Origin of the sequence: Actinobaculum suis (assembly GCF_900102025.1) — a bacterium.
In the GTDB taxonomy this organism is placed as follows: domain Bacteria; phylum Actinomycetota; class Actinomycetes; order Actinomycetales; family Actinomycetaceae; genus Actinobaculum; species Actinobaculum suis.
Window position 1 is genome coordinate 22,723 of record NZ_FNAU01000011.1, and the last position, 24,286, is coordinate 47,008.

General features: G+C 57.2%; 20 protein-coding genes and 1 tRNA gene. 12 read left to right on the top strand and 9 right to left on the bottom strand.

The features are described 5' to 3' along the window. Positions 1-205 precede the first annotated feature (205 nt). Together BLT47_RS06650 and BLT47_RS06655 are read left to right on the top strand one after the other, a co-directional pair. Positions 206-1,012, top strand: coding sequence for a thymidylate synthase (locus tag BLT47_RS06650; protein WP_074663044.1), 807 nt, complete (start codon positions 206-208; stop codon positions 1,010-1,012). Between the two features lie 60 nt (positions 1,013-1,072). Further along, entirely contained in the window at positions 1,073-1,636 is a 564-nt protein-coding gene (locus BLT47_RS06655) for a dihydrofolate reductase (protein ID WP_074663047.1), read from the top strand. 663 nt (positions 1,637-2,299) lie between these two features. On the opposite strand, the gene BLT47_RS06660 is transcribed toward BLT47_RS06655, so the two are convergent. Next, entirely contained in the window at positions 2,300-3,682 is a 1,383-nt protein-coding gene (locus tag BLT47_RS06660) for a class II fumarate hydratase (protein WP_074663050.1), read from the bottom strand. A gap of 677 nt (positions 3,683-4,359) precedes the next feature. Between BLT47_RS06660 and BLT47_RS06665 the strand changes: the two genes are divergently transcribed. Continuing rightward, positions 4,360-5,283 (top strand): coiled-coil domain-containing protein, encoded by a 924-nt coding sequence (locus BLT47_RS06665; protein WP_074663053.1) that lies wholly within the window; start codon positions 4,360-4,362, stop codon positions 5,281-5,283. 448 nt (positions 5,284-5,731) lie between these two features. Here the strand turns inward: BLT47_RS06665 and BLT47_RS09335 are convergent, their stop codons facing one another. Beyond that, the gene (locus BLT47_RS09335; RefSeq protein WP_176764496.1) at positions 5,732-5,869 is read right to left on the bottom strand and encodes a hypothetical protein; all 138 of its coding nucleotides are present in this window, start codon (positions 5,867-5,869) and stop codon (positions 5,732-5,734) included. 80 nt (positions 5,870-5,949) lie between these two features. Here BLT47_RS09335 and BLT47_RS06670 point away from each other — a divergent pair, with 80 nt between their 5' ends. From BLT47_RS06670 to BLT47_RS06680, 5 genes are all read left to right on the top strand, one after another. Further along, positions 5,950-7,668 carry an OFA family MFS transporter gene (locus BLT47_RS06670; RefSeq protein ID WP_074663056.1) on the top strand — a complete coding sequence of 573 codons (1,719 nt, stop codon included), beginning with the start codon at positions 5,950-5,952 and terminating at the stop codon, positions 7,666-7,668. Further along, complete coding sequence (locus tag BLT47_RS09340; RefSeq protein ID WP_176764497.1) at positions 7,661-7,828, top strand: hypothetical protein; 168 nt, start codon at positions 7,661-7,663, stop codon at positions 7,826-7,828. Before BLT47_RS06670 ends, BLT47_RS09340 begins: the two co-directional genes overlap by 8 nt. Positions 7,829-7,850: 22 nt before the next feature. Further along, on the top strand, positions 7,851-9,128 hold the full coding sequence (locus BLT47_RS06675; protein ID WP_074663059.1) for an MFS transporter: 1,278 nt from the start codon (positions 7,851-7,853) through the stop codon (positions 9,126-9,128). Between the two features lie 304 nt (positions 9,129-9,432). Continuing rightward, positions 9,433-9,891: a Gfo/Idh/MocA family protein gene (locus BLT47_RS09435; protein WP_218122552.1), complete on the top strand. Its 459-nt coding sequence runs from the start codon at positions 9,433-9,435 to the stop codon at positions 9,889-9,891. Next, entirely contained in the window at positions 9,789-10,472 is a 684-nt protein-coding gene (locus tag BLT47_RS06680) for a Gfo/Idh/MocA family protein (protein WP_218122553.1), read from the top strand. The genes BLT47_RS09435 and BLT47_RS06680 overlap by 103 nt, the downstream gene beginning before the upstream one ends. A 210-nt stretch (positions 10,473-10,682) precedes the next feature. Here BLT47_RS06680 and tal read toward each other — a convergent pair whose 3' ends face one another. Continuing rightward, positions 10,683-11,792, bottom strand: a complete 1,110-nt coding sequence (gene tal / locus BLT47_RS06685; protein ID WP_074663062.1) for a transaldolase — start codon at positions 11,790-11,792, stop codon at positions 10,683-10,685. A gap of 461 nt (positions 11,793-12,253) precedes the next feature. On the opposite strand from tal, the gene BLT47_RS06690 reads away from it, so the two are divergent. Together BLT47_RS06690 and BLT47_RS06695 are read left to right on the top strand one after the other, a co-directional pair. Then, the gene (locus BLT47_RS06690) at positions 12,254-13,219 is read left to right on the top strand and encodes an alpha/beta hydrolase (protein WP_074663065.1); all 966 of its coding nucleotides are present in this window, start codon (positions 12,254-12,256) and stop codon (positions 13,217-13,219) included. A gap of 225 nt (positions 13,220-13,444) precedes the next feature. Continuing rightward, positions 13,445-14,533 (top strand): hypothetical protein, encoded by a 1,089-nt coding sequence (locus BLT47_RS06695; protein WP_176764498.1) that lies wholly within the window; start codon positions 13,445-13,447, stop codon positions 14,531-14,533. A gap of 43 nt (positions 14,534-14,576) precedes the next feature. Here the strand turns inward: BLT47_RS06695 and nrdG are convergent, their stop codons facing one another. The 3 genes from nrdG to BLT47_RS06710 form a co-directional block, all read right to left on the bottom strand. After that, positions 14,577-15,392 carry a 4Fe-4S single cluster domain-containing protein gene (gene nrdG, locus BLT47_RS06700; protein ID WP_256332571.1) on the bottom strand — a complete coding sequence of 272 codons (816 nt, stop codon included), beginning with the start codon at positions 15,390-15,392 and terminating at the stop codon, positions 14,577-14,579. Between the two features lie 2 nt (positions 15,393-15,394). Continuing rightward, positions 15,395-17,596, bottom strand: a complete 2,202-nt coding sequence (gene nrdD, locus BLT47_RS06705) for an anaerobic ribonucleoside-triphosphate reductase (RefSeq protein WP_244924574.1) — start codon at positions 17,594-17,596, stop codon at positions 15,395-15,397. Positions 17,597-18,016: 420 nt separating this feature from the next. Continuing rightward, complete coding sequence (locus BLT47_RS06710; protein WP_083330136.1) at positions 18,017-19,420, bottom strand: OFA family MFS transporter; 1,404 nt, start codon at positions 19,418-19,420, stop codon at positions 18,017-18,019. Between the two features lie 226 nt (positions 19,421-19,646). On the opposite strand from BLT47_RS06710, the gene BLT47_RS06715 reads away from it, so the two are divergent. Both BLT47_RS06715 and BLT47_RS06720 read left to right on the top strand, forming a co-directional pair. Further along, the gene (locus tag BLT47_RS06715; protein WP_049619448.1) at positions 19,647-20,528 is read left to right on the top strand and encodes a patatin-like phospholipase family protein; all 882 of its coding nucleotides are present in this window, start codon (positions 19,647-19,649) and stop codon (positions 20,526-20,528) included. An 83-nt stretch (positions 20,529-20,611) separates the two neighbouring features. Beyond that, positions 20,612-20,696: transfer RNA gene (locus BLT47_RS06720), tRNA-Ser, on the top strand. A gap of 578 nt (positions 20,697-21,274) precedes the next feature. Here the strand turns inward: BLT47_RS06720 and BLT47_RS06725 are convergent. The 3 genes from BLT47_RS06725 to BLT47_RS06740 form a co-directional block, all read right to left on the bottom strand. Further along, positions 21,275-21,553, bottom strand: a complete 279-nt coding sequence (locus BLT47_RS06725) for a hypothetical protein (protein WP_141670065.1) — start codon at positions 21,551-21,553, stop codon at positions 21,275-21,277. Between the two features lie 768 nt (positions 21,554-22,321). Next, positions 22,322-23,008 (bottom strand): response regulator transcription factor, encoded by a 687-nt coding sequence (locus BLT47_RS06735; RefSeq protein ID WP_049619450.1) that lies wholly within the window; start codon positions 23,006-23,008, stop codon positions 22,322-22,324. Then, on the bottom strand, positions 23,005-24,195 hold the full coding sequence (locus BLT47_RS06740; RefSeq protein WP_141670066.1) for a sensor histidine kinase: 1,191 nt from the start codon (positions 24,193-24,195) through the stop codon (positions 23,005-23,007). Before BLT47_RS06740 ends, BLT47_RS06735 begins: the two co-directional genes overlap by 4 nt. Positions 24,196-24,286 lie beyond the last annotated feature (91 nt).

Consider the following 24,286-nt stretch of genomic DNA (forward strand, 5'->3'; position numbering starts at 1 on the left):
CGTTACATATGCGTGCTATCACGGTCGCGGGGCGGATAATACGGCGCTGGCGGGCAAGACGACTCCCCCGGCAACCGGTCCCCCGGCAACCGCTCCCCCAGCAACCGGCGGAATGCCTATCACGGTGGCGGGCAAAACGATACGGTAGCGGGCAGCGCGCTGGTACGGCGTCGATCTTCTTCCCAAAAACTTCTACACTGGCGGCATGGCAAAAGTGAACCGACAGTATGAAGACCTGCTTGCTTACACCCTGCGGGAGGGGACGCGAAAGGGTGACCGCACAGGAACCGGCACACTTTCGGTGTTTGGGCAACAGTTGCGTTATAACTTGGCGGAGGGATTCCCGCGCGTTACCACGAAATTTGTGCCCATGAAATCCGTGAAGGGCGAGTTGCTGTGGTTCCTTTCGGGTTCGACGAATATTGCTTGGCTCCAAGAAAACGGGATTTCTATCTGGGATGAATGGGCGGATAGCGAAGGCGAACTCGGGCCGATTTACGGGTATCAGTGGCGGAGTTGGCCCACGCCCAATGGCGGTCATATTGACCAGATCGCGAACCTGATTTCGGAGCTGCGGGAAAACCCGGATTCGCGCCGCCTCATTGTTTCGGCATGGAATGTGAGCGATTTGGAGGCGATGGCGCTACAGCCGTGCCACGCGCTGTTCCAGTTTTATGTGGCAGATGGAAAGCTTTCTTGCCAGCTGTATCAGCGTTCGGCCGATTTGTTCTTGGGAGTTCCTTTCAATATTTCCTCGTATGCCTTGCTGACGCATATGGTGGCGCAACAGGTTGACCTAGAAGTGGGCGAGTTTATTTGGACCGGCGGGGATTGCCATATTTATTCGAACCACGTGGAGCAGGTGCGGGAGCAGCTTTCCCGCGAACCGTACCCCTTCCCCACTTTGCACCTGCGCAAAGCCCCTTCAATTTTCGAATACGAAATGGATGATATTGACGCTTCTGACGGGTACCGGCACCATCCAAAGATTTCCGCACCGGTGGCCGTATAGGGAGACGCCGTTGCCGCTAAGGCTGTTGCGATATAAGGCTGTTACTGCTTAGGAGGTGCCGTGCGCATTGGCATGATTTGGGCGCAGTCCGCGAATGGGGCGCTCGCGCAGGGAATGGATTTGCCCTGGGATATCCCGGAAGACCGTTCCTTCTTCCGGGAAAGTGTACGCGGCCGGCCGCTCGTTATGGGCCGGCGTACCTGGCTGGCTACCGGGGCGCGCGTAATTAAAGGCTCCCCCACTTTTGTGCTAACTACGAATCCGGATTTTGACGCGGGAAAAGCCCGGGTGGTTACGAGCTTCCCGCAAGCGCTTAGCGAAGCGGCGGCGCTGGGCACAGATTTGTTGTGGGTAGCGGGAGGTGCCCGGATTTATGCGGAGGCAGAACCGCTAGCCGATATTTTGGTACGTACCGCGGTAGATATGAAGGTGGACGACGCCGATGTGTTCGCGCCGCCGCTATCGGGAACCTGGCTTTTGCGGGCCGCAGCGCCTAGCTCGGAAAGCTGGCAGTTTTCCAAAACTGGCACCCGCTACCGCTACGAACTGCTAACCCGGCCCGGCGTGCAGCTCCCCTCCGGAGTTCCCTTCGACCCACCCGAAACAGCTTTTCGTACGAACTAAGCGCATGCCTTCCACATGTGGCTAAGCGCACGTCCTTCCGCCTGAGCTAAACATGCATTTCCGCCTGAACTAAACACGCAGTGAGATATTGCGCTAAACCAGCGGCTCTCGCACCCCTCAGAACTAATTCCGCGGTTTGTGCGAAAGGTATCGAACCACCAATTCCGCGTTTTCTGCGCTGGTTACCACGCCACTAAACCGCGGAATTGGTGCGTGCCACAACCCAAAAAAACAGAAACCGCGGAATTAGTGAAATCGATGGGGATTTTTGGACGGGTCTTGACTCTCTGTTGAGAATGATTATCATTTAGCTAAGTGGGTTCTCCGCACAACCTGCTTTACGTGTGGCGCCACGCGCGTCAGTTGCGCCTTTCGCTGAGTGAACACCGGCGCGCGGGGCGTAGTGTTTTTGTTTTCGCAATATAGGCCTGCCGCGCATTTGCGCTGGCCAGCCTCGGTGATTCGAAGCAACTTGTGGTTTGTTTGCTTCGAAAATACGGGTCTCGAGGCTGCTTCCCGCGGCGCTAGCACCCTCCGGTTAGCACCGCACCCGCCCGGTGGGGTTCTGCCCCGCCGGGCTAAGCTTTCTCTCAGTCCCGCCGCCGGGTGGCCCGGGCGCTACCCCGTCCTGCGGTTCGCTAATTACCTACGGTTTGGTAATTCTTAGACCATGGCCTGCGGGTCTACCCAGCGGTCGAAATCATCTGCACTTATCCCGGCCGCCAGCGCCGCCTCGCGTAAAGACTGCCCGGATGCTTCGGCGTCGCGCGCGATTTTTGCGGCGGCCTCGTAACCAATATGTGGCGAAAGCGCTGTTACGAGCATGAGATTATCGGCTAGATGCGCGGCGATATTCTCCTTTTGCGGAGTAATTCCCACCACGCACCGCTGTGTGAAGGACGCGATTGCCTCCCCGAGCAAAGAAATCGACTCCAATGTGCACCACGCCATTACTGGCTTATACACATTGAGCTGGAAATTCCCCTGCGACCCCGCAAATGCCACCGTGGCGTCGTTGCCATAAACCTTCACGCACACCATCGTCAACGCCTCGGCCTGCGTCGGATTCACCTTTCCCGGCATAATCGAACTGCCCGGCTCATTTGCCGGAATATGCAACTCCCCGATGCCCGTGCGCGGCCCGGAAGCATACCAGCGAATATCGTTCGCAATTTTCAGTAAGGCACCTGCCAAGGTGCGTAGCGAAGCAGAAAGTTCGACGACGGCGTCGTGCGCGGAAAGGGCGAAGAAAAGATTATCTTCTCGCCGGAACTCGATCCCGGTTTCTTGAGCAATCACGCTTGTCACTCGGGCCCCAAAGTCCGGGTGCGTATTTAGCCCGGTTCCCACGGCAGTGCCGCCGATTGCCAGCGCCAACACTGCTTTTTCTGCCTGCCGGATGGCGGCGAGTGCGAAATCGACCTGCTGTGCCCACCCGGAAAACACTTGGCCCAAGGTGACCGGAGTCGCGTCTTCCAAATGGGTGCGCCCCGTCATCACAAGGTTGGCATACTCTTTTTCTTTAGCGCGCAATGCTTCCGCCAGCTGGGTAGCGGCCGGATACAGTTTTTCCCGCAGCTGTTCGGCGATTGCCACATGCATGGCCGTGGGGAAAGTGTCATTGGAAGATTGGCCGCGATTCACGTGATCATTGGGATGTACCGGCGTGTAGGTGCCCGCACTCCCGCCGGCCAGAATATTGGCCCGGTTCGCAATCACTTCATTGGCATTCATATTGGTTTGCGTGCCCGAACCGGTTTGGAAAGCCACGAGCGGAAATTCGGCGTCGTGCTCGCCAGCAGCTACTTCGCGGGCGGCACGGCTAATAAGTTCTCCTCGAGTTGTGTCTAGGCGCCCCAGTTCCATATTGACCTGCGCGGCCGCGTATTTGAGGAGCCCGAAAGCACGAATGAGCGGCCCGCCCCATACGAAACCGGGCCGCCCGATCGGAAAGTTCTCCAAACTTCGCTCGGTTTGTGCACCCCACAGGCGGTTGGCGGGAACCTTTACGGTTCCCAACGAATCATGTTCCTCACGTGTACCCATGCCTCCTAGCATAGGAGGTAGGCGCAAACGCAGCGGGAGGCATCTGTGCCAAGCGCGCCGCAAACGCAGCGGGAGGGCACTTTGCTGGAGCGGCGCGCAGCCGGAGAAAAGGCGCGACGCGGGGACAGCGCGAAACCAGCAAAAGGCACGACGCTAGCTATCCCAAAGCCGCTCGCGATGCTAGGCGCAGCGCACGCGCCACAGGCGGGCGTGAAGTTGCACGCGGCGCATGTGCCTCCGAGGAAAACGGGCCGGCCGGTTCGTACTTTCGCCCCGCGCAGGGGAAATCACTAGCTGGTAAGTTGAGCTAGTCGATTTTTTGGCAAATAAGGAACGGTAGGTTAGCCGGAGCCCTGGCGGCGAAATCCGCACCGCGCGAGCAGTGCTTTGCCGCGCGAGCTGGGATTAGCCGCGCGAGCAACGGCTCCCAAACTAGCTCCGCAACATGCGTGGTAACCGGTTCTCCGGGCACATAGCCAGGCCGATGCCACATTGACGCTCCAGCCGCGAAGCCGGTGCGTCAAGTAAAGTCGGACCTAACTAGCGGCGCTCGGGGCGAGACCGGTTGAGTTCGGGGTAAGTCCCGGGCGAACGAGTTCGGGGCAAGTCCGGTAATAACTTAATCAAGCCGGTGCGCCACCTGAGGTGTGCGAGGTTTTATCCGTAGAGGAGGAAAGATGGCTGAACGGGAAGTTTCTGGCAGGCGTGCCCGCAGATCCCGTAGCTATGCGTCTGCGCAAGCCAGCGAAGAGCCGCGGGCAGTTCCCGGGCATACGCGTTTGCGTGAACAACTCAATGCGGAACGCCAGGCCCGCGCCAACGCGGAAGCAGCCGCGGCGCAACTCGAAGAAAACCATCGCATACTCAAACAGCAAGCCACAGATTCGGCGCAACGGGCTTCCCAGTTGACAGTCGAACTGGCCCGGGTCCGCGCCCAAGAACAACAACGCACCCAAGAACTCGCGATTGCGCAAGAAAGGGAACGCCAAGCTCGCGCCGCCGCAGCTTCGGCCCAAACTCGGGCAGAAACCGCCGAACACCGCGCCCGTGATTTTGAGGCCGAACTCAATCGCGTCACCTCCGAACTTTCGGCTGCCACCGAAAAGTTTCAAGACTCTTCTGACGAGGCCGATGTTTTGCGTGGCCAAGTAGCGCAACTGGTTGCCGTCCAAGATTTCCGGCAAGGCGAACGTAGCGCCCTCGAACACGCCCAGCAACGGCTTGATGATGCCAATAAGCGCGCCGCCGAACTTTATACTCGCACTACCCAGCTCGAAAAACTCTTGCAAGAAGAAGAGGAGAGGACGGCGCTCCTGGAACGCGAACGCGATGCTTCCGCTTCCAAGTCCACGGTTCTCACCGCTGATCTTTCCCAGTCGATCCGCAACCTAGAAGAACGCGAGAGGATTGCCCAAGAACGCACCGAGCAAGTAGCCGGTTTGGAAGCCAGTCTTGCTGACGTACGGAGTGAACTGGCCGCCGCCCGGCGCAGCCTCACCACTGAAAAGGAACGCAGCGCCGCTCAGCGTCGCATTATGGTGCTCCTCGGTATCGGCTTTGCGTGTGCGGTAATCGCCCTGGTGCTTCTGGTTGTCTTGTAATTAGGTATCGCGCAGTTTCGTACCCGTGCACCGCGCTGATTATCTTAGGTATAGCGCAGTTTTACAAAATTTCACGCCGCGCCGATGACGCCACCAGCACTTCCATAAAAGTGACACAACGCAAAGGAATACCTCTAGAATCCACCCCGCCCTGGGTGATTAGAATGGCATCGTCCATCCAATGTTGTATTCGGATGGGCTTTTTCTTGTCTGCACAAGCATCTTGTTTACACAAGGCTCTTGTCCGAACATGTTTCCTGTCTGAACAGACTTCTTGTCTGTACAAGTTTCTTGTTCATACAAGGCTTTCTTGTTTATACAGGGCAAACTAATCGTCACAAAAAGTCGAGGTCAGCTCCGCAAGACGGATCCACAACTTCCGTTTCAGTGGCTCACGGCTCGCAACTCCCGGTTCTGGGGTAAGGGTTCCTGGGTAACGGTTCTACAACTATCGTTCCGCGTCTAATAGCTCCGGAGCGGCTGTTTTCACAACCTCCGGTTCCATTATTTCCGGTTCCGCAATTTCGTATTCCAGTACGACGATCCGCGTTAGGCGTACATAAAACGCCAGCCCGGTCCGCATCATTCATCTTTTCGATTACAACCAGCGTTTTCATTGGTTACAACCAGCGCTTTCACACCTATTAGTTATGTTAGGAGGCCTTCGTGGCACGTTTTGGCACTCCCGTGGCACCTCTACGCACGGGTCTAAATCGCGTCGGACGGGGCGGCATCGTCACCGGCGCCAGCTTCGTCATCTTCTGTCTGTCCGCGGTCAGCGTGCTTTCCGTCGTCATCCCGGCACTGGCGGAATCCCACGGTTGGGACGTGGCCGCTACCGGTTGGATTTACCCGGTCTTCCAAACTTTCCAGGTGGCCGCTGGACTTCTTGCCGGGAGCCTTTCTGACCGTGTAGGCCCGCGCCCGGTACTGTTCTGGGGCGGCGTGTTGTACGGGGCGGGGTGGATTCTCACCGGGTTCGCTAACTCAGTACCGGCCGTATATTTCGCCTTCTGTGTGCTTGGTGGCATCGGTAACGGTTTCGCCTACTCGCCCTCTCTTTCGACGGCGCAACGCTGGTACCCCGATAAGCGGGGCGCAATTTCTGGACTGCTCATTGCCATTTCTAACCTGGCTACCGCGGCATTTTCGCTGGTTTCGGCTTCCCTTTTGCTGCCGCTAGTAGGCGCGGCCGCGACCTTCAAGATTATTGGCGTTTTCGCGCTGATCTTCACCTGTGGTGGAGCCCTGCTCACCCGCAATCCGCAACCCGGATGGCAGCCCGAAAACTGGCAGGCCCCGCAGGGAAGTAGCGCGACTGTAGGTTCTTACGGCGATCTGAGCCCCCGGCAAATGCTGCGTACCCGGCGCTTCTACTTCCTCTTCGTCATCTTTGCCTGCGCCTCCACCGCCGGCGCCATGATGATCAGCGCCTCCTCCCTAATCGCTCGCACCCAGCTTTTCCCCGACCCTTCCGCGCCCAGCGCGATTGCGGCCGGCGGGCTCGTCGTCTCTCTCACTACCATTGCTGGAGCGGTAGGTTCTTTCCTGGGTGGTACGATTTTCGATCGCATTGGCGGGCACCGTTCTTTGGTGATTATTTTTACGACGACGATCATCGCTCTCATCGGGCTGTCGATGGCACCCGTGCTGGGGTTTTATATTTGTGCTGCGGTCCTGCTCGGCATGGCGAATGGGGCACTCGGGGCTATCTACCCGCCTTTTACCGGGCAGACTTTCGGTACCACGCATCTGGGTTCGAACTGGGCCACCATGTATTGGGGGTATGCCGTGGCCACGTGGGTTTCCGCCCCGCTTTCCACAGCGCTCTACGACGAAAGCGCGGGCCGCTGGGCCTACCAAAATACTTTCTACGGCGCGGCGCTGATCAGCTTGGCAGGTCTGCTACTGACCCTGTACTTGATGCTCGCTGCCCGCTTGCATAATGCCACCCGGCGTCTGCTTTCTATTCTGCGGGTCTGGGACTACGCGCGCAGCCGGCGCAGCGAAACGCGCGCGGAATCGCGCCGTGAATCTCGGGGTTCACGTCAACTGCCCGGTACCTCGATAGCTCGGCGCTGGCGGCAGGCAACCACATGGCTACTTCAGCAAGCTGTGCCCGCCCGAATGCAAAAGCCCGGCGCCCAAGCGGGGCCAGAACCGTGGCCGGCGGTCGAACCGCGGACGGCCACAAAGCCGATCGCAAAGCCTACCGCTATGCCAACCACAAAGCCGGCTACGCGGCCCGATGCTTTGCCGGCAACGCAACCCGCAGCCCGGCAACAGCCCGCACCGCCGGCAGCTCTGCCCGAAACACAATCTGCCGCGTATTTTGACGCGCAGCCCGCCCGCGAAACTAAGGAACCATGCCTTTCGTGTGAGTGACCTCAAAACGGATTTTCTGCGAGTAACCAAGCTCCAGGCCGCGCGCGAAGCCGGTGGCTTCTCCCCTATGATGGGCGGCATTGCACCCAAACCGGGCGCAATGGATCCGTTTATGGCACGTGCGGTCCACGCTTTATTACTAAACACTTCGCTCACATAGAGCGGGCTATAGAGAAAGAAAAATGGCAGAAACACATACTGAGCACCGGCATACTAACCGCGCGCTCATTATTGGCGCCGCGTGCGTCATTATGTTCTTCAGTTCTTCAATCGCCCTATACTCGATCATCCAACAGGCAATAACTGCTATCCATCCGGAATGGGAAAAATCTTTGGCCTATGCCTTCCCCATGTTCCAAACCGCAATGGCCGTGACAGGAATTTTTGCGGGCCGGATCTCCGATAAACTCGGCCCGCGCAATGTCGTTTTCGTGGCTGGGATTAGCTACGGCCTCGGCTTTGGCCTTTCCGGCTTCATCACCGCGCCCTGGCAGTTCTACCTCACTTTCTCGCTGCTTGGCGGCATCGGTAACGGGCTGGCTTATACCCCGGCACTCACCACCGGGCAACGGTGGTTCCCCGATAAGCGCGGAACCATTGCGGGTATAACTTTGGCCGCTGCCACGCTTGGGCCGGCCGCCCTCTCCCCATTCCTTTCTTCCTTGCTAATCCCGCACCTAGGCATCTTCAATGCCTTGAAGTTCCTAGGGGTACTCTTCTTCATTACTATTTCTGTTCCGGCGCTGTTTATGCGCAAGCCGGCCGATGGCTGGCTACCCGAAGGCTACACGCCGCCGCAAACGGCCACGGGCTCGGTTACCGCGGGCGTGTACGGCGATTTGGGCCCGGGTGCCATGATCAAAACCGGCCAGTTCTGGCTTATGGTTGTCACTTTTGCGTTTGCTGCAATCGCTGGCACCATGATGGTGGGCAATATGTCTACCATTGGCGGACTGCAGATCTTTGGGGATCCGAAAATTACCGCCGCCGTAGCCTTCTCCGGCACGATCGTGATGACAAATACGATCGCCAACTTCTTTGGCCGGCTCTGCTTCGGCTGGCTTATCGACAGAATTGGCGGTTTCAAGGCTCTCTTAGGCATGCTCGTAATTACTACGGCAGCCCTGCTGTTGATGACAGTCTCTCACAGCCAAGCCCTCTTCCTGTTCTCCGTGGCTCTGTTCGGGTTTTCTTTCGGAGCGCTCATGGTAATCTACCCGCCGCTCACCTCCTCCCAATTTGGCACCACGAACTCCGGGGTGAACTACGGAATCATGTTCCTCGGCTACGCCACCTCCACCTGGATTCAGTCACTTTTGGTAGCCACTTTCCATGATCCGACCGCCGGGCAAAAGGCTTACCAGCCGGTGTTCCACGCCGCGATTGCCATCATGATCGTTGCCTTCGTATTGGTATTGATCATGATGCGTAACGAAACTCGCGAAAAGGCACGGGCCTGAGATATGGCCGGCCTAAGAAGGCACGGCCCTGAATTAAGGCCGGCCTAAAAAAACGCGGGCCTAAAGCCAACCGCAAGGGGCTACATAAACCAATACTCGCGAACCTAGAAGGAAAACGGTAACAAGCCTAAAACCACCGCCGCGTATGCGGCCCCAGCCTCGTACGCGGCGGTGGCAGGGCGAGCGGGGCAAGCCGGACGATCTCAACGAGCCGAACGAGCCGCTATTTATAGCCCACAACCTGGCAAACACCACACAATTGATCTAATGTTGAATTACTTCACAGAGCCAAAGGAGACTTCTGATGAATAACCCTGTACGTATTGCAGTTATTGGCGCTGGCGCCATGGGCCGAAACCACATTCGCTTCGTGCAAGAAGAACCTGAAGCGGAATTGGTAGCTATTGCAGATGCTTTTGAGGCTGCCCGCCCGGTAGCCGAAGCCGCCGGCGTTCCTTTCTATTTGGATAATGAAGAGATGTTCAAGGAGGCGAAGCCGGACGGCGTCATTATCGTCACGCCGAATCACCTCCACTTGCCGGTAGCGCGTCAGGCGCTCGCGTACGGCGTCGTACCCCTGGTAGAAAAACCGATTTCGGATGATTTGGACGATGCGCTCCGCTTCGCGGAAGAAGCTGAAAAGCCGGGATTCCGGTGCTCGTGGGTCAGCACCGCCGCCACAACCCGAAGGTCAATAAGGCGAAGGAGATTATTGCTTCGGGAGTTTTGGGGACGCTCACAGTTTCGTCGTTCCACTACCTGATTTACAAGAATGATGAGTATTACGACTTCGAATGGCGGCGCAAGAAGGGCGCCGGGCCGATTCTCGTAAACCTCGTCCACGATGTGGATCTGATGCGTTACCTGATCGGAGAAATCTCCGAGGTGCAAGGCATGCAGTCTTCGAACGGGCGTGGTTTCGAAACGGAAGATTCGGCCGTCCTGACGGTGCGCTTCGAAAACGAAGCACTCGCCGCGGTTTCCATTTCGGATGCCACTGCCTCCCCGTGGAACTGGGAAGCTACCGCACGGGAAGATCCCCAGTACCGCCCCTTCGACGCCGATGCTTACTTCATTGGCGGCACCAAGGGTGCGCTGTCCTTGCCGCGTTTGCATCACTTCTCTTACGACGGCGCTTCCAGCTGGCACAAGCCGCTGAATATGGACATCCCGGGTGTGGATGAAGCGCTCCCGCACAAGATGCAACTCAAGCACTTCGTGCAGGTAGTGCGCCGCGAAGTCGCGCCGATCGTCACCCCGGCCGACAACGTCAAGACCTTGCGGGCAATCACGGCCATCAAGGAAGCTACCGAAACCGGCAAGCTCGTCAAGATCGAAAACTAGCGAGCGGCCGGCTAGCGGGTGCGGCTGCGGCTGCCAGTTAGTAACCCGCACTCGCATACGGCCACAGTACTAACAAATAAAACGGCGGCTGGGCTACACCTGCGTTCTGTTTTCACGCATGTATAGCTCAGCCGCCGTTTTGTATTAATTCCAGCTCTGCCGCGGTGGGGAGCAGCCCGGGTTAAGCCCGGGCGCCCCGCCGCTAAAAATCTAGGCTTGTGCCTTATCGATGGCAGTGTTCACAGTGTTTTGCAGTTCCTTCCAAGACACGATGAACTTTTCCACGCCTTCCTTTTCCAGCAGGTCGGTTACGTCCTTCATATCCACGCCTACCGCGGTGAGGGCGTCGAATACTTCATGGGCGTCCGTGAAATTCGCGGTAATGGTGTCCCCGGTTACTTCGCCGTGGTCATATACCGCTTCGAGCGTTTTCTCCGGCATCGTGTTGACCGTTTCGGCAGCCACGAGTTCCGTCACGTACAAAGTATCCGGATAAGCGGGGTTCTTGACCCCGGTGGAAGCCCAGAGCGGCCGCTGGAGATGCGCACCGGCGTCGGCAAGTTTCTCCCACCGTTCGCCCGAGAACTTGCGCTGGAACAGTTCGTAAGCAAGCCGAGCATTTGCCACCCCGGCCTTGCCGGCCAAAGCCTGCGCGGCGGGCGTACCCAGAGCTTCCAACCGCTTATCAACTTCCGTATCCACGCGGGAAACGAAGAAGGAAGCCACGGAACGAATTTCCGCGAGCGCTTTACCATTGCGCTGTGCCTTTTCGAGGCCTTCCAGGTAGGCCTCGATGACTTCCGCATACCGTTCCAGGGAGAAAATGAGGGTGACGTTTACCGAGATGCCCTCCCCGATGGCTTCCGTGATTGCCGGTAGGCCTTCGCGCGTGGCCGGAATTTTGATCATCGCGTTCGGGCGGTCCACCTTGGCCCACAGTTCTTTGGCCTGCGCGGCAGTTGCCTCGGTTTCGAAAGCTAGATCCGGAGAAACTTCGATCGACACCCGGCCGTCTTCGCCCGAGGTCGTATCGTAGATCGGCCGCATAATCGTGCACGCGTTACGCACATCTTCCGTAATGATTTCGAAAATTGCGGCGTCCCCGCGCAGTCCTTGCGCGGCAACTCCTTGCACCTGCTGGGCATAGGATTCGCCGTCGGTTAGCGCGGCGGCGAAAATTGTTGGATTCGTAGTAACGCCAGAAATATCCCGCGTTTCGATGAGCTCAGCCAAATTGCCGGAAGTGATCCGCTCCCGAGAAAGGTCATCCAACCAGATGCTGACGCCCTGTTCGGCAAGTTTTTGTGTACGCCGTACCATGTATGCTCCTCACTGCGCGCCGCGCGCGCTTCAGGCTTAGTCTTCCCGGCGCCGTGAAAAAGTGCGCCACCCCCATCGTAGTTCGCCGCGCCCCGAAAATGCGGCCCTCCCAATCAGCGGCCAGCGGCGAGCCCTGCGAGCGGGCAACTTGGTGGCACCAATTCCGCGGTTTTGGTCGCTGGCGCGGCGGGGTTGGCAGACACGTTTCGGGCACACGTTTCGGTTACACGTCCTGGGCACACGTTTTGGTTACATGTTTTCGGCGCACCTTCTGCAGGCCTACTTTAGGAGGCACGCTTTGGACGCCTGTTCCTGTGTTTCTGCTACCGCATGTTTTGGGTGCACGTTCCTGCTACGCGGTACCAGCTGCCGGTTCCTGCTACGCGGTACCAGGCCGCTGGCTCGCAAACCGAGTAGCCTAGAAACCAAATGCTAAGCCAGGCAAACGATCGAGGGGAAAGATGACGCAAGAGCAGACGCCTTATTCCGTTAGCAACGCGAAGTATCCGGAAGGTGCGCAGGTGCGCGGGCAGGAACTACGCCGCCGCAAAGTCATTTCTTACGGAAAGGTGACTTACCGGCAGTGGTTCGATACGCATTGGCCCCGCCAGCTCACGATGGACATTCTTACTCCCGATGAGGTTGGCCCGCACCCGGCCCTGATTTTCTTTACGGGCGGTTCTTTTGTGCGTTCTCACACCGGTAATTTTCAGCAGTTGCGCACGGCTTTCGCGGAAGCGGGGTTCGTGGTGGCGTCTGCCGAATACTCCACGATTCCGCATCCTTTCCCCGCCCAGATTGAGGACGGTAAGGCCGCCGTCGCTTTCTTGCGCACGCACGCCACCGATTTCCAGATTGATCCGGAACGTATCGCGGTGCTTGGCGATAGTGCTGGTGGGTACCTGGTGCAGATGCTGACGACGACGAACGGCACCGCCGAGTTTCTGCCCGCCGGAACTAGCGCGGCCCAGGCCTGGATTGGGGCCGCGGTTTCCCTCTACGGGGTGTCATATTTCATGGATCCGGCTGCCTCTGATGCGGACGTGCAAAAGGCCGCGCTTTCCGATTCGGAATTAGCCGCGATCGGGTTGGCTTTGGTGCGCGGGGTGGAATCTCCGCTTCCCTATGCGGGTTTGGCTGAGGCTGGCCATCGGGCCGCGCCAATTTTGCATGTACATGCGGACCAGCCGCCGCTGTTCTTGTTACATGGTGGGAAGGATGATTTGGTTTCGGTACGGCAGTCCACGGATATGTATCAAGCTTGCCGGCGGGTCGGGGCCGCGGCGGATTTGCGCATTATTCCGGAGGCCGGGCACGGGGATGCCTACTGGTATCAGGATGAAATAATTCAGGAAATTATTGCGTGGACGGCAGAGCGGCTCGGCTATGACCCGAGTTTCCGGCCGGGCGTACCAGTAATTTCCTAGGGCGCGGCCGTGCAAATTTTCGGTGGCGAATTTTTCGCTCCCTTGGACGCCGCGTTTCTGCGTACGAACTCTGCAACCTGTGCGGATTCTGCACTCTGCGCGGACTTTACACCCCGCACGGACGCGGTGACCCACGCGGACCCGGCGCCGCGCACAGACCAGGTGCCCCACATAAACCCGACGCCCCACACAAATACGGCGCCGCGCACAAATCGCGGAATTGGTGTGGCGGGGGTGGCTTCGGGCCGGCAGGGCATTTCTCTGCTCGCACAGACCCTGCGGGATCTGGGTGTGCGCCGGGTGGGGATCGCCAGTTTTGCGTGCTGGACGATGGTCGAACCCTGGGAACTGGAAGGAATCGGAATAGATTTCCTGCCCGTGGGGGCCGATTTGCTCCCCTGCCCGCGTGCCCTTGCCGAGTATCCGGGGCCCGCCCATGCCCTGTTTTTTGCCACGGTTTTCGGGATCCAACCCGGCTCCGCACTGCGCCGCGAACTGGCGGCTTTTCGCTCCCGCGGCGGGGCCATTGCCCTCGACCTCACCCACGAAGCACTCACCCACAAACCGCTCATGTACGAAGCACTCACCCACGAAGTTCTCACGAGCGAAACGTTCACCACCGCAGCACCACCCCACGAAGCACCCGCCCACGAAGTTCTCACGAGCGAAACACCTGCTCCGAAACAGCTCACGCACAAAGCTTTGCAGCCGCAGCTTCCTGATTATGCGGATTTTGCGGTGGCTTCTTTACGGAAGTGGTTACCGATTCCAGATGGCGCCTGGGTGGCCGGGCCGGGTATAACACAACCGCTTTCCCGGAGCTCGCACGACGCCGCCGTCACTTCCCGCACCTGGCAGCAAATCTGCACGGGGCAAGATTGCGGCGCGGAGGCCTTGGTAGATCAGGCGCTTACCCCAGCTCCACTGAGCGAGATCAGCCGTGGCATACTCCGCCGGTTGGATACGCGTGCGCTATTAGAGCGACGCCTGGAAAACAGCCGCGCCTTGCGCGCAGCTTTAAAGGCACGAATCGCGGAATTGGTAAATCCGGGGGCACGCGGCGCTTTGCGTTTTCTGGGAGATGGCCGGTTTGCTGTGGTTATAGATTTGCCGGTGCCGGCCACCAGAGCCTTGCAATATGCGCAAACGCTAGCCGCGCAGGGGGTTTATTCGCCGGCTTTTTGGCCGCCGGTGCGCAACTCGTTAGCGGACACTTGGCCGGCAGTGCTGGCCTTGCCTATCGATCAGCGCTATACGCCGGCTGACATGCAAGTTTTAGCGCGCCGCGTGGTGCGCGCCCTGCATGATAGCTAGGCATCTCGGTTATATGCGCGCATGCGCCCTTGGCGCAATTGGGTTAGGCATAGTCGCCGCCGCGCCAGAGGCGGATGCTGCCGGCTTCCCGGGTGGCGGGCACGTCAATGATCCGCTGGTTTTTGGAGCCGCGGAAAGTTAGTTCGCGCACGAAAAGATTTTTGATGAATGGCCCATCTACCAGCACGTCTACCAGGGAAAGCAGTTCCTGTTTGTCTGGGGTTTCCCCTTCTGCCATTAACTGTTCGTAGGTGTAACCCGTCCAGCACCAAATGGTTTTGGTATTGCCAAAACGTTCCCGGAAAGCTTTGGCCAAAGGTAGCAGCACCGGAGTGTTGAGCATAGGCTCACCGCCCACGAAGGATATGCCAGCCACGTAACTGTGGGCGCAGTCTGCCAGGATGCGTGCTTCTAGTTCGGGCGTATAGGGCGTGCCGTAGCGGAAGTTTTGGGCCGCCTTGTTGTAGCAGCTGGGGCATTTGAAGGGGCAGCCGGAAACATAGAGCGCGCAACGCACTCCTTCCCCATCCACCATGACGAAGGGTTTGTAGTCCGCCACATAGCTTTGACTCATGCGCCGGCCATCCCAAGCCCCGGGCTGGCGCGGTTGGCGCACCCCGTGCTCGCTGGCAGCCTGGGCCGGGTGCACTACTTCCTCTTGGTGGGCGGCCGTTAAATCCGCCCGGTATTCAAAAGCGCTTTGGAGCTGCTTACCGCTATCAGAAACCGAAAGCCCGGGCCGTTCCCCCTGTGCGAATGCTTGTGCCGCACTGGAATACTGCCCGGCAGGCCGGGGCGCCCCGGAAGTTTCCGGGGCGCCCCCAGCGGCGTCGTCAATTAAATTCAAGTGCCGTGCCACGGCTACTCCATGAGCTCCTGTGCTTCCGAAAGCGGGCCGTCCATGTGCTTGACGCGGTGCACGATTTCTTCGTGCCGGCCGTGAACCATTGGGCGCTTCTGCGGGTTACCCAGGTAACCGCAGGTCCGCTTCACCACATCGCAACGATCCGGATCATCATTGCCGCATTCGGGGCACTTGAAACCTTCTGCGGTAGGCGCGAATTCGCCGTTGTAACCGCATTCGTAGCACCTATCAATCGGCGTATTCGTACCCAGGTAAGCCACCCGGTCGTAGGCATAGTCCCACACGGCTTCCAAAGCCTTGAGGTTATGCGTCAACTTCGGGTATTCGCAGTAGTGGATGAAACCACCGGCCGCGTACTGCGGGTAGTCCTTTTCGAAGTCGATCTTTTCGAAAGGCGTGATCTTCTTCCGCACGTCATAGTGGAAGGAGTTCGTGTAGTAATCCTTATCCGTAATATCGGGAATGGAACCGAACTTTTCCTTATCCATGGAGCAGAACCGGTTGGTCAACGATTCGGCCGGGGTGGAGTAGACGGAGAACCAGTACGGGTACTCCTGCTTCCACTCATCTGCTTTCTCCTTGAGCGACTTCACAATATCGATCGTGAACTGCTTCGCCTCCGGGTTGTGTTCCCAAGCCGGCCCATAGAAAGCGGTAGCGGCTTCGTAGAGCCCGATGTAACCGATCGAAAGCGTGGCCCGCTGGTTACGGAAGAACTTGGTGACGTCTTGATCGTCATCGGCCTCCCGAATTCCGAAAGCTCCGTGCCGGTACAGAATCGGCGCGTTATCTGCCACCGCTTCCTCGCACCGCTGCGCCCGGTAAACCAGTGCCTTCTTCACGATCTCCATGCGTTCGTTGAAGATCTTCCAGAAGTTTTCTTGGGAACCATTCGCCTCAATAGCAATACGCGGCACGTTCAAGGTAACGACGCCGAGGTTCATCCGGCCCGCGTTCACCGCTTCGCCCGTGGAAGGATCCACCCACTTGGGCAGGAAGGAACGGCACCCCATGGGAGCCTTGTAATCACCTTCCAGCTCCACGAGCTTGTCATAGCTGAGCACGTCCGGGTACATGCGCTTGGCCGAACATTCCAGAGCCAGCTGCTTAATGTCATAGTTCGGGTCTTGCGGTTCCAGGTTCACGCCCCGGCGCAAACCGAATACCAGCTTCGGGAAGATCGCGGTGTGGTGATCGCGCCCAATCCCTTCGATCCGGATCTGCAAAATCGCCTTCTGAATTTCGCGTTCCAGCGGCTTGGTTCCCATCCCAAAACCGAGGGTCACGAACGGCGTTTGCCCATTCGAGGAATACAGGGTGTTGATCTCGTATTCCAGCGACTGCATGGCGTCATAAATATCCTTGCGCGTCTTTTCCTGGGCGTATTCCACGCGGTTTTCTTCCGGCACCCAGCGGTTCGCGTCCGCCATGTGCTTTTCAAAGTTGATCTGCGCGTACGGGGCCAGCACTTCATCAATGCGATCCACCGAGCACCCGCCGTACTGGCTGGAAGCTACATTGGCAATAATCTGCGCGATTTGCGCCGTGGCAGTGTTGATCGACCGCGGCGATTCCACCCGTGCGTTACCGATCTGGAAGCCGTCTTTGAGCATGCCCTTGATGTCAATCAGGCAGCAATTGGTCATCGGCTGGAAGGGGTTGTAGTCCAGATCGTGGAAGTGAATATCGCCTTTGAGGTGAGCGTTGGCAACTTCCGGGGGCAGCATGTGCTTGAGCGCATAGGCCTTGGCTACCGAACCGGCGGTGAGATCACGCTGGGTGTTGAAAACTCCCGAATCCTTGTTCGCGTTCTCATTCACCACGTTCTTATCGCGGCCGAGTAGCTTCTCCACGGCAACTTCCACGTCCATGGAACGTTCCCGCGCCTGATCACGATCATGCCGGTATTCGATGTATGCCCGGGCAACTTCCGGATACTCCGACTTCATGAGCACGTTTTCCACGTGGTCCTGGATGGTCGGAATGTCCAGTTCGCCACCGCCCAAGGAGGCGACGACGGCGCGCGTAGCTTCTTCCTGGAAGGTCACGTTTTCTACGCCTTGCGAATTCATCGCCTTACCGATGGCGCGATAAATCTTCGCGGCATCGAATTCGACAACGCGCCCATCCCGCTTGCGCACGCTCCCGCTCTGCTGCGTGAGTTTCGCCGGGTCTTCCACCATTCTCCGCTCTGTCACTGACATGCGATCTCCAACCCCTTAAACTCTTACCTACTCCCCGCTTGGCGGCACCACCCGCGGGGCAAAACTATTCGTACTTGGGTGCGACATACGGTTTCTAACGCATCCCACACGCCCGAAGTAAAGCGTTAGCAACATTCTGGTAACGCCCAATTGACTACATATTGTGGTCGATCCTCCGCGTGAACACAAGATAGCGTAGCGCAGAGAAATGACAAAGGTGTAACTTCATTGCGTTACCGGCGTGCCCGGCGCGTCGCCACGCACTCCCCCGCGGCCATGCCAATGTTTGCGCGGAAAGAGCGACTACTGCCAAAAAACTTCGGCGTCGTCATAAAAACACCAGCAGCCAAACTGTGCCATTACGCACAATAAGACCGCTAGCCAGTTTGCTCCCTTTTAGTGAGCTTTCCAGGTTTACCGGGCTTTGCCGCGCGCAGCTTCCACAGTTTCGCCGCGGCTGGCAGGTTGCGGAGCCAGGCGGTAGAGAATCGTTAGCCCCAGGCCTACCGCTGCCAAGATCATGCACACGATCAGCGCGCCGGTGAAATCTCCGCCGGCGGTGGCGGCCATGCTCGCACCCCACCGCGGGGCCAAGAAGCTTGCCAAGCAGAAGGCGATGAAAACGATACCGTAGTTGACGCCGTTAAATTTAGGGCCGAAGTTTTCCACGGTGAGCGGGGCGAAGAGGCTCATAATCCCGCCGAAAGCGCAGGAAATGATCACCACGCCCACTGGGGACACCCAGGTACCGGTACCAAATGCGAGGATCGCGAGCGCGAGCACCCCCAGGCTGAAAACCGCGGCGAGAGTATTGATAATGCCCCAGCGGTCGGCGATACTGCCCCACACAATCCGGGCCGCGGCATTGCAACCGGCGAAGAGCGAAACGTAGAGCGCGGCGGTGGCTGGCGCCAGGCCAAACATGTTTTGCCCAATGCTCGCCAGGCTAGACATAATCACCGCACCAAAGCATCCACCCAGGAAGAACATGCCGGCAATAATCCAGAACCTGGCCGTGCGCAGTATTTCCCGCCACTGCAAATTTTGCGGGGCGCTCGCTCTGGCGCTCGCCCTGGCTCTCGCCTTGGCGCTCCCCCTGTTGGCGGCAGGGTTTTTAGCGGCCGGTTTTTGGGCGGCCTTACCTTCCACATTCTTAGCCGCAGCCTTTGCCGGCCCGGTGTAACCGGCGGGTACGTATCCGGCCGGGCAGGAACGTACGAGGAAAAGAGCTGCCCCGAGGTTTAGCACCGCAAATGCCAGGCCTAGGGCAATGAAGGTGGCCGAAACTCCCATCTTCGCGATGAGGCTCACGGCAAGCGGGGCCACCAAAACCGCGCCCAGACCCATGCCGGCAGTAATCAGCCCGGATACTTGCCCGCGCCGATCCGGGAAATAACGCATGGTATTGGTGAGCGCCGAAGAATAGAGCAAACCTTGGCCGGTACCCGTAACGAGTCCGTAGCCGAGTACAAAGAGCGGCAAGTTCGGGGCCAGCCCGGCCACAATATGCCCCAGTCCGAACAGGCCGCCACCGATGAGCATCAGCGTGCGGGCATAGCCGGCGTCGAGCCACTTGCCGGAAAGGATCATAACCACCGGAACCAACAGGGAAGTAAAACCGAAGGCGAGCATAACGTCTGGCAATGCCCACCCCTGCGTGGCGGAAACCGGCGGTGCGAACACGGAGAAGGCCTGCAATGCCCCGGTGGTCAGCATCATGAGAACGGTACCCACGAGCACCGCCCAACGGTTGCCAGCCAGCGCCGCAGTGCCTTCTTTCCGCCCTCCGGCTGTTACTAGAGTCGAGGCTTTGTTCATAACTTCCCCCCCCCCCTTTGAACTCGCACAATTCGGATAGCAATGGGTCCCAAGGTACAAAACCGGGCAGTTACTTCCTAGTAGGCACCTCTCTGTTTTTAACTTGCATTTTGGCCGGCGCTGTGAATTTGGCGCGGCCGGTGGGCTTGTGTGCAAATGCGCGAGACTGGGACGGCCGAAATAAGCAGATCATTGATAGCGTTGATGCGAACAAGATTGGGGAGACATGCCGAAAGTAGAAGAAACTGCGGTCATATTTGAAGGTGGGGCGTTTCGGGCTGTGGCCACGGCGCCCGTCGTCGAAAAGCTAATTGCGCTGGGCATTGAGTTTCCGTACGCGGCGGGTATTTCCGCGGGAGCCACGCATACCGCAAACTATATTTCCAAGGATGCGGGCCGCTCGCGTGCCTCGTTCATTAACCTAGCTGCCGACAAGCGTGCCGGTTCCTGGCAGAGTTTCTTACAGGGACGCGGGCTTTTTGATTCCGAGTACATCTACCACCATACTTCCGCGCCGGGCGAGCTCCTGCCTTTTGACTATCCGGCGTTGGAAAACTCTTCGCAGGACTACCGCATCCTGGCTTTCCGCATTGCCGACGGGCAAACCGTGGCCTGGGGGCGCGAGGATGTGCATTCGAAAGAAGATTTTTTGGTGCGGGTGCAAGCTTCTTCTTCGATGCCCGGGCTGATGCCTTTCACAGCGGTTGATGGGGAGTTTTATGCCGACGGCGGGATCGGGGCCACGGGCGGGATTGCCATCGATGCGGCGGAAGCGGACGGGTATGAGAATTTCTTCGTGGTGATGACGCGCAGCCGGGACTACGTGAAAACTTCCAACCCGGTTTCCGATCACCTCATGCGCACGCTATTCCGCAACGCTCCCAAGGTGGCCGAAGCGATTGTGGAACGGCCCGAACGTTACAACCGCACGCGGGAACACCTGTTTGAACTTGAACGCCAAGGGCGGGCCTATCTTTACTTCCCCGAACATGCACTTCCGGCCAACCGGGAACGCGATCCGGAAAAGCTCACCGTCGCCTATGAAGCTGCACAGGCCCAGGTAGAAGCCGAATACCCGCGCTGGCTGCGTTTCTTGGAACTGGACTGAATTTGAAATGTGCCCGACGGCTCACATCTAAAAACTCGCCAAAACTGCCTGTTATCGGTTATCCTATTGGGGCGCTAATGCGTGGAGGATTCGCCTAGTGGCCTATGGCGCTCGCCTGGAACGCGGGTTGGGTTAACGCCCTCGGGGGTTCGAATCCCCCATCCTCCGCAGTAAGCCGCTCCTAGAATTTCTGGGAGCGGCTTTTTCATGCGGTTTACGGCGAGACAGCGCGGGAAACTTGGGTCAGTCATCCAATTCGCGAATATGCTTCCATATTGCTCTATGCACTCCTGTGTACATAGTGAGGGATACGTCCAGGGACACACGCAAGGGATACAAAATTCGAACACCCCTCCCACCAAAAGGTTATGACCCTATTTTTATTGGAGCGCCAGGCGGAGCAATGGTCCAAATATGGTTGCCAGCTAAGAACCTTACCCAGGCCTTAACAAAGGCTATCGCACTATTAGAGCCCCGCGTGCCCATGGTCGGGCTATCAGCGTTGTCTAAAGCCATTGCTGACGCGGGCTAGCCCATGCCCACCAACAAGGGCTCAGGCCCCGATTTATGTTAATAAGACAAATCGATGTTTTACGTATAGAAGGCGTTCCCTTTGGTTTTGCGGCAAAAGTGCCGGCGAGGAGATGATTAACCTCGCCGGCACTTTCGTAGTAACTATCATACAATCTCTTGTTACGAGTTTTTATACATGCAGCATTCCGCAAACGGCACTTACCTTATGAGGACTACTCAGTGGGAGTAGCTTCGGAGAGCAGCATCTTGGTGGTAGTGAAATGGGTCGCCCACGTTTTCCCGACCCCAAGTCTTACAGCCTCTTGTAAGTAATTCGAAACTACATCGAAGTGTCCGGTAGTGGGGTAGTGGATCCCGCGCATACCGTGCGATTCCGGGATCAGCAATTCTCCGCGTTCCCATTTGCCGCCGAAGGCTCGTCTCAATCCTTCACCCAAAAACATGGTGTATTTTTCTTGCACCCATGCCGATGCTGGATCTTGAGTTTGCAAGAATAGCTTCTCGCACTCGTGCAAAGAGCTCGTGGACCAGGGTGAATCGTGGTCCGCACCGGGGATTACGTACTTAAAATCTCCCGAGTCTATAAACGTTTGAGCTATGTTAGCGAACTGTTCCATGTTTTACCTCGTTAGGACCCACACCTTGCCCCTTTTTCTGCACTTTAGCTTAGGCTTGTCAGGGAACTGGTTATTGTAAAAGGCACGTGCAGCCTCGCAGGCGGGCTTTGAAAGAAGAACTCTAAATACTGCACCCCAGGCAAAATTAGGCTGTACACGAGATGATTCTAGGTCAAATCTTTCGCCATGATGTAAGCTGCCTGGTTCATGTACGGGGTACAGCTTAGCGAATTCGAGAAGAAGATCATCGCTTTGAGAGCTTATGGCGTTCGAAACGATTGGCGAAGGTTGCGATTCCACCTCTATGTGAGCGTCGGTAGACGCAACAGCGGGGGTGATATTCACGGTGGTGGCAAATAGCGCAGATGCGACTGCAGTAGCTACCGAGGCTTTCGTTAATTTTCTTTTCATATCCAGAATGTTCCTTGCCATCGTGCCGCTCCTACGGCGGCTCGGTTGCGTTTGTGTATCTAACGTTACGGCCGGAATTATCCGAGCGATATAGATGTTTTATAGAGTCTCATACCGATTTTCTTCGGTACGGAAAAGTGCCTGGCGGGCGGGTGCGGAGCCGACGATGTAAATAAAAAGGCTAGGGGGCCGGACTAAGGGGAGCTCGTGCATCTACTTTCTGCTTGTGTACTACTTGTGTAATCCAGCCTTCAAAGCGGTCACTACCAGTTCGACGCGCGTATTACAACTCATATGCGCAAGGATGTCGGAAACGTATGAACGTACAGTTGTTTCCTTGAGATTTAGCCGGCGCGCAATCGTCTTATTAGTGGCTGCTTCCAAAAGGAGATTGAAGGTGGGCTGCAATCGAGCCGGTAAGGACTGCACGGCGGCAATGAAATCGGCATATTTTCCCTGGCTAACGTGTGACTGAAAATACGCTTCGGCTAAGATTTCTGTGGGCCGCGCAGACATTATTTTTTCGCCCTTATATGCTTTTCTAATGGCCTGCACAAGATCTGGTATTAGAACGTCTTTCGTTAGGAAGCCGCGTACGCCCGCTCCGATAGACTGGGCAAGAGATTCTTCCTGATGAAAAGCTGTGAGCATAATGATCGCGATATTCGGATATTGAAAACTCACTTCTCGAGCAGTCTCAACTCCGTCTTTTATGGGCATATCAACGTCTAAGAGTAATACGTCTACGCTTTGCGTACATAAAAGGCGGAGGGCTTCTGCGCCATCCTGCGCCACCCAGGCGATCTCAATACCTTCCTCGTGTGCCAAGAGTCGTTGCAAACCCTCACGCATGATGTGGTCATCGTCGGCGATCGCAATTTTTAAAGTAATCTTTTCTTGTTTCGCTTCGACATTCATTGTGGCTCCACATTCCTAAGTATCATTTTCCTAAGCGAAATGCTGCATGGCTGCCAGTTGTTTGGCAAGCCAGTTTTCACGGTATTCTCTGCGGAGATGGGCAGAGTTATGTAGGTGAGCCATTTCTCTCCGGGGAGTGCTCCCGCTTCTAATGTTCCACCTTGCGATTCCACTAGTTCCCGCAAATTACTCAAACCGAAACCACTTGTTACCCCGGGCGCGGGCTTACCGTCCGCCACGTCATTGCTGATCGAGAGAATAAGTTCTCTAGAAACAGGATGGAACTTTATCACGAGGTCCGCTTTGGAATGCTTAGGAGCATATTTCAGAATATTGGAGCCGCACTCCCTTAGTACAAGGATGCCCCCTTTTAATTGTGCAGGGCTGATTTTATTCTCGATATTCTCGGGCAGCGTGTATTTGAGGGTGATTTTACGCGTCGCGAGCATTTTCTGGATTTGCCTTACTACCCGGTTAATATTTTTTTCGGATGGAGGAGAAGAAGCGTGTTGGGCTGAAATGATGGATCGCACTCGGCGTGAAGCGTGAGTTGCGATATTCCCCAGAGCCTCCATTCTCGGAGCTGTTTCCGGGTGTTCCCGCGCGATATCTTGCGTCAGGAGAATTATGTGGGCGAGGTCTTTGGCCGTGTTGTCATGCAGTTCTTGGATTAGTTCTCGGGTATTTTGTGCGTTTGCTTCGCGAGCGTTTTCGAGTTCCTCTTCTGCACTGAGGAGCCGCGCGCTTTGCCATCGCAGCAATAATCCGATAGATACAGCAAGCAGCCCAAGAAAAACGGAGATAAACATCTGCGCTGTTGGGTTAGAAGTGAGCAGTAACTTCGTTACCTCTACAGTCAACAAGAGAATCGCAGCACCTAGCATCCAAGCACGCACTATCCATATGATAATGACGAGATAAACACCTAAGGGAAGCATTCCTGGTTCGGACGGAGTGCTCAGCTTCAGGTGCAGTACGCATAAGCAAAAAGTAATCTCGAACAGTATTGAGCGTGAGGCCAAGGCCAGCAGTAGGGCAAGGGTGATCTCAATGCCAGCCTGTACACGGGAAAGGTCAACCAGGCCGAGGATGTGTCCATATATGTCAAAACCGATCAGCAATACGGCACCTACGGCATAGATTGGCGCATATCGCGTCCGGGTTAGCTTTGGTAACCACTCACTCATGGAGTCAGTATGACATTCGTGCAGTTGGAGAGTCAGGCGGTCCACTATGGAAGATGCTGTCCAGAGCGGGCGAGTCATTAGAGAAGCCTTT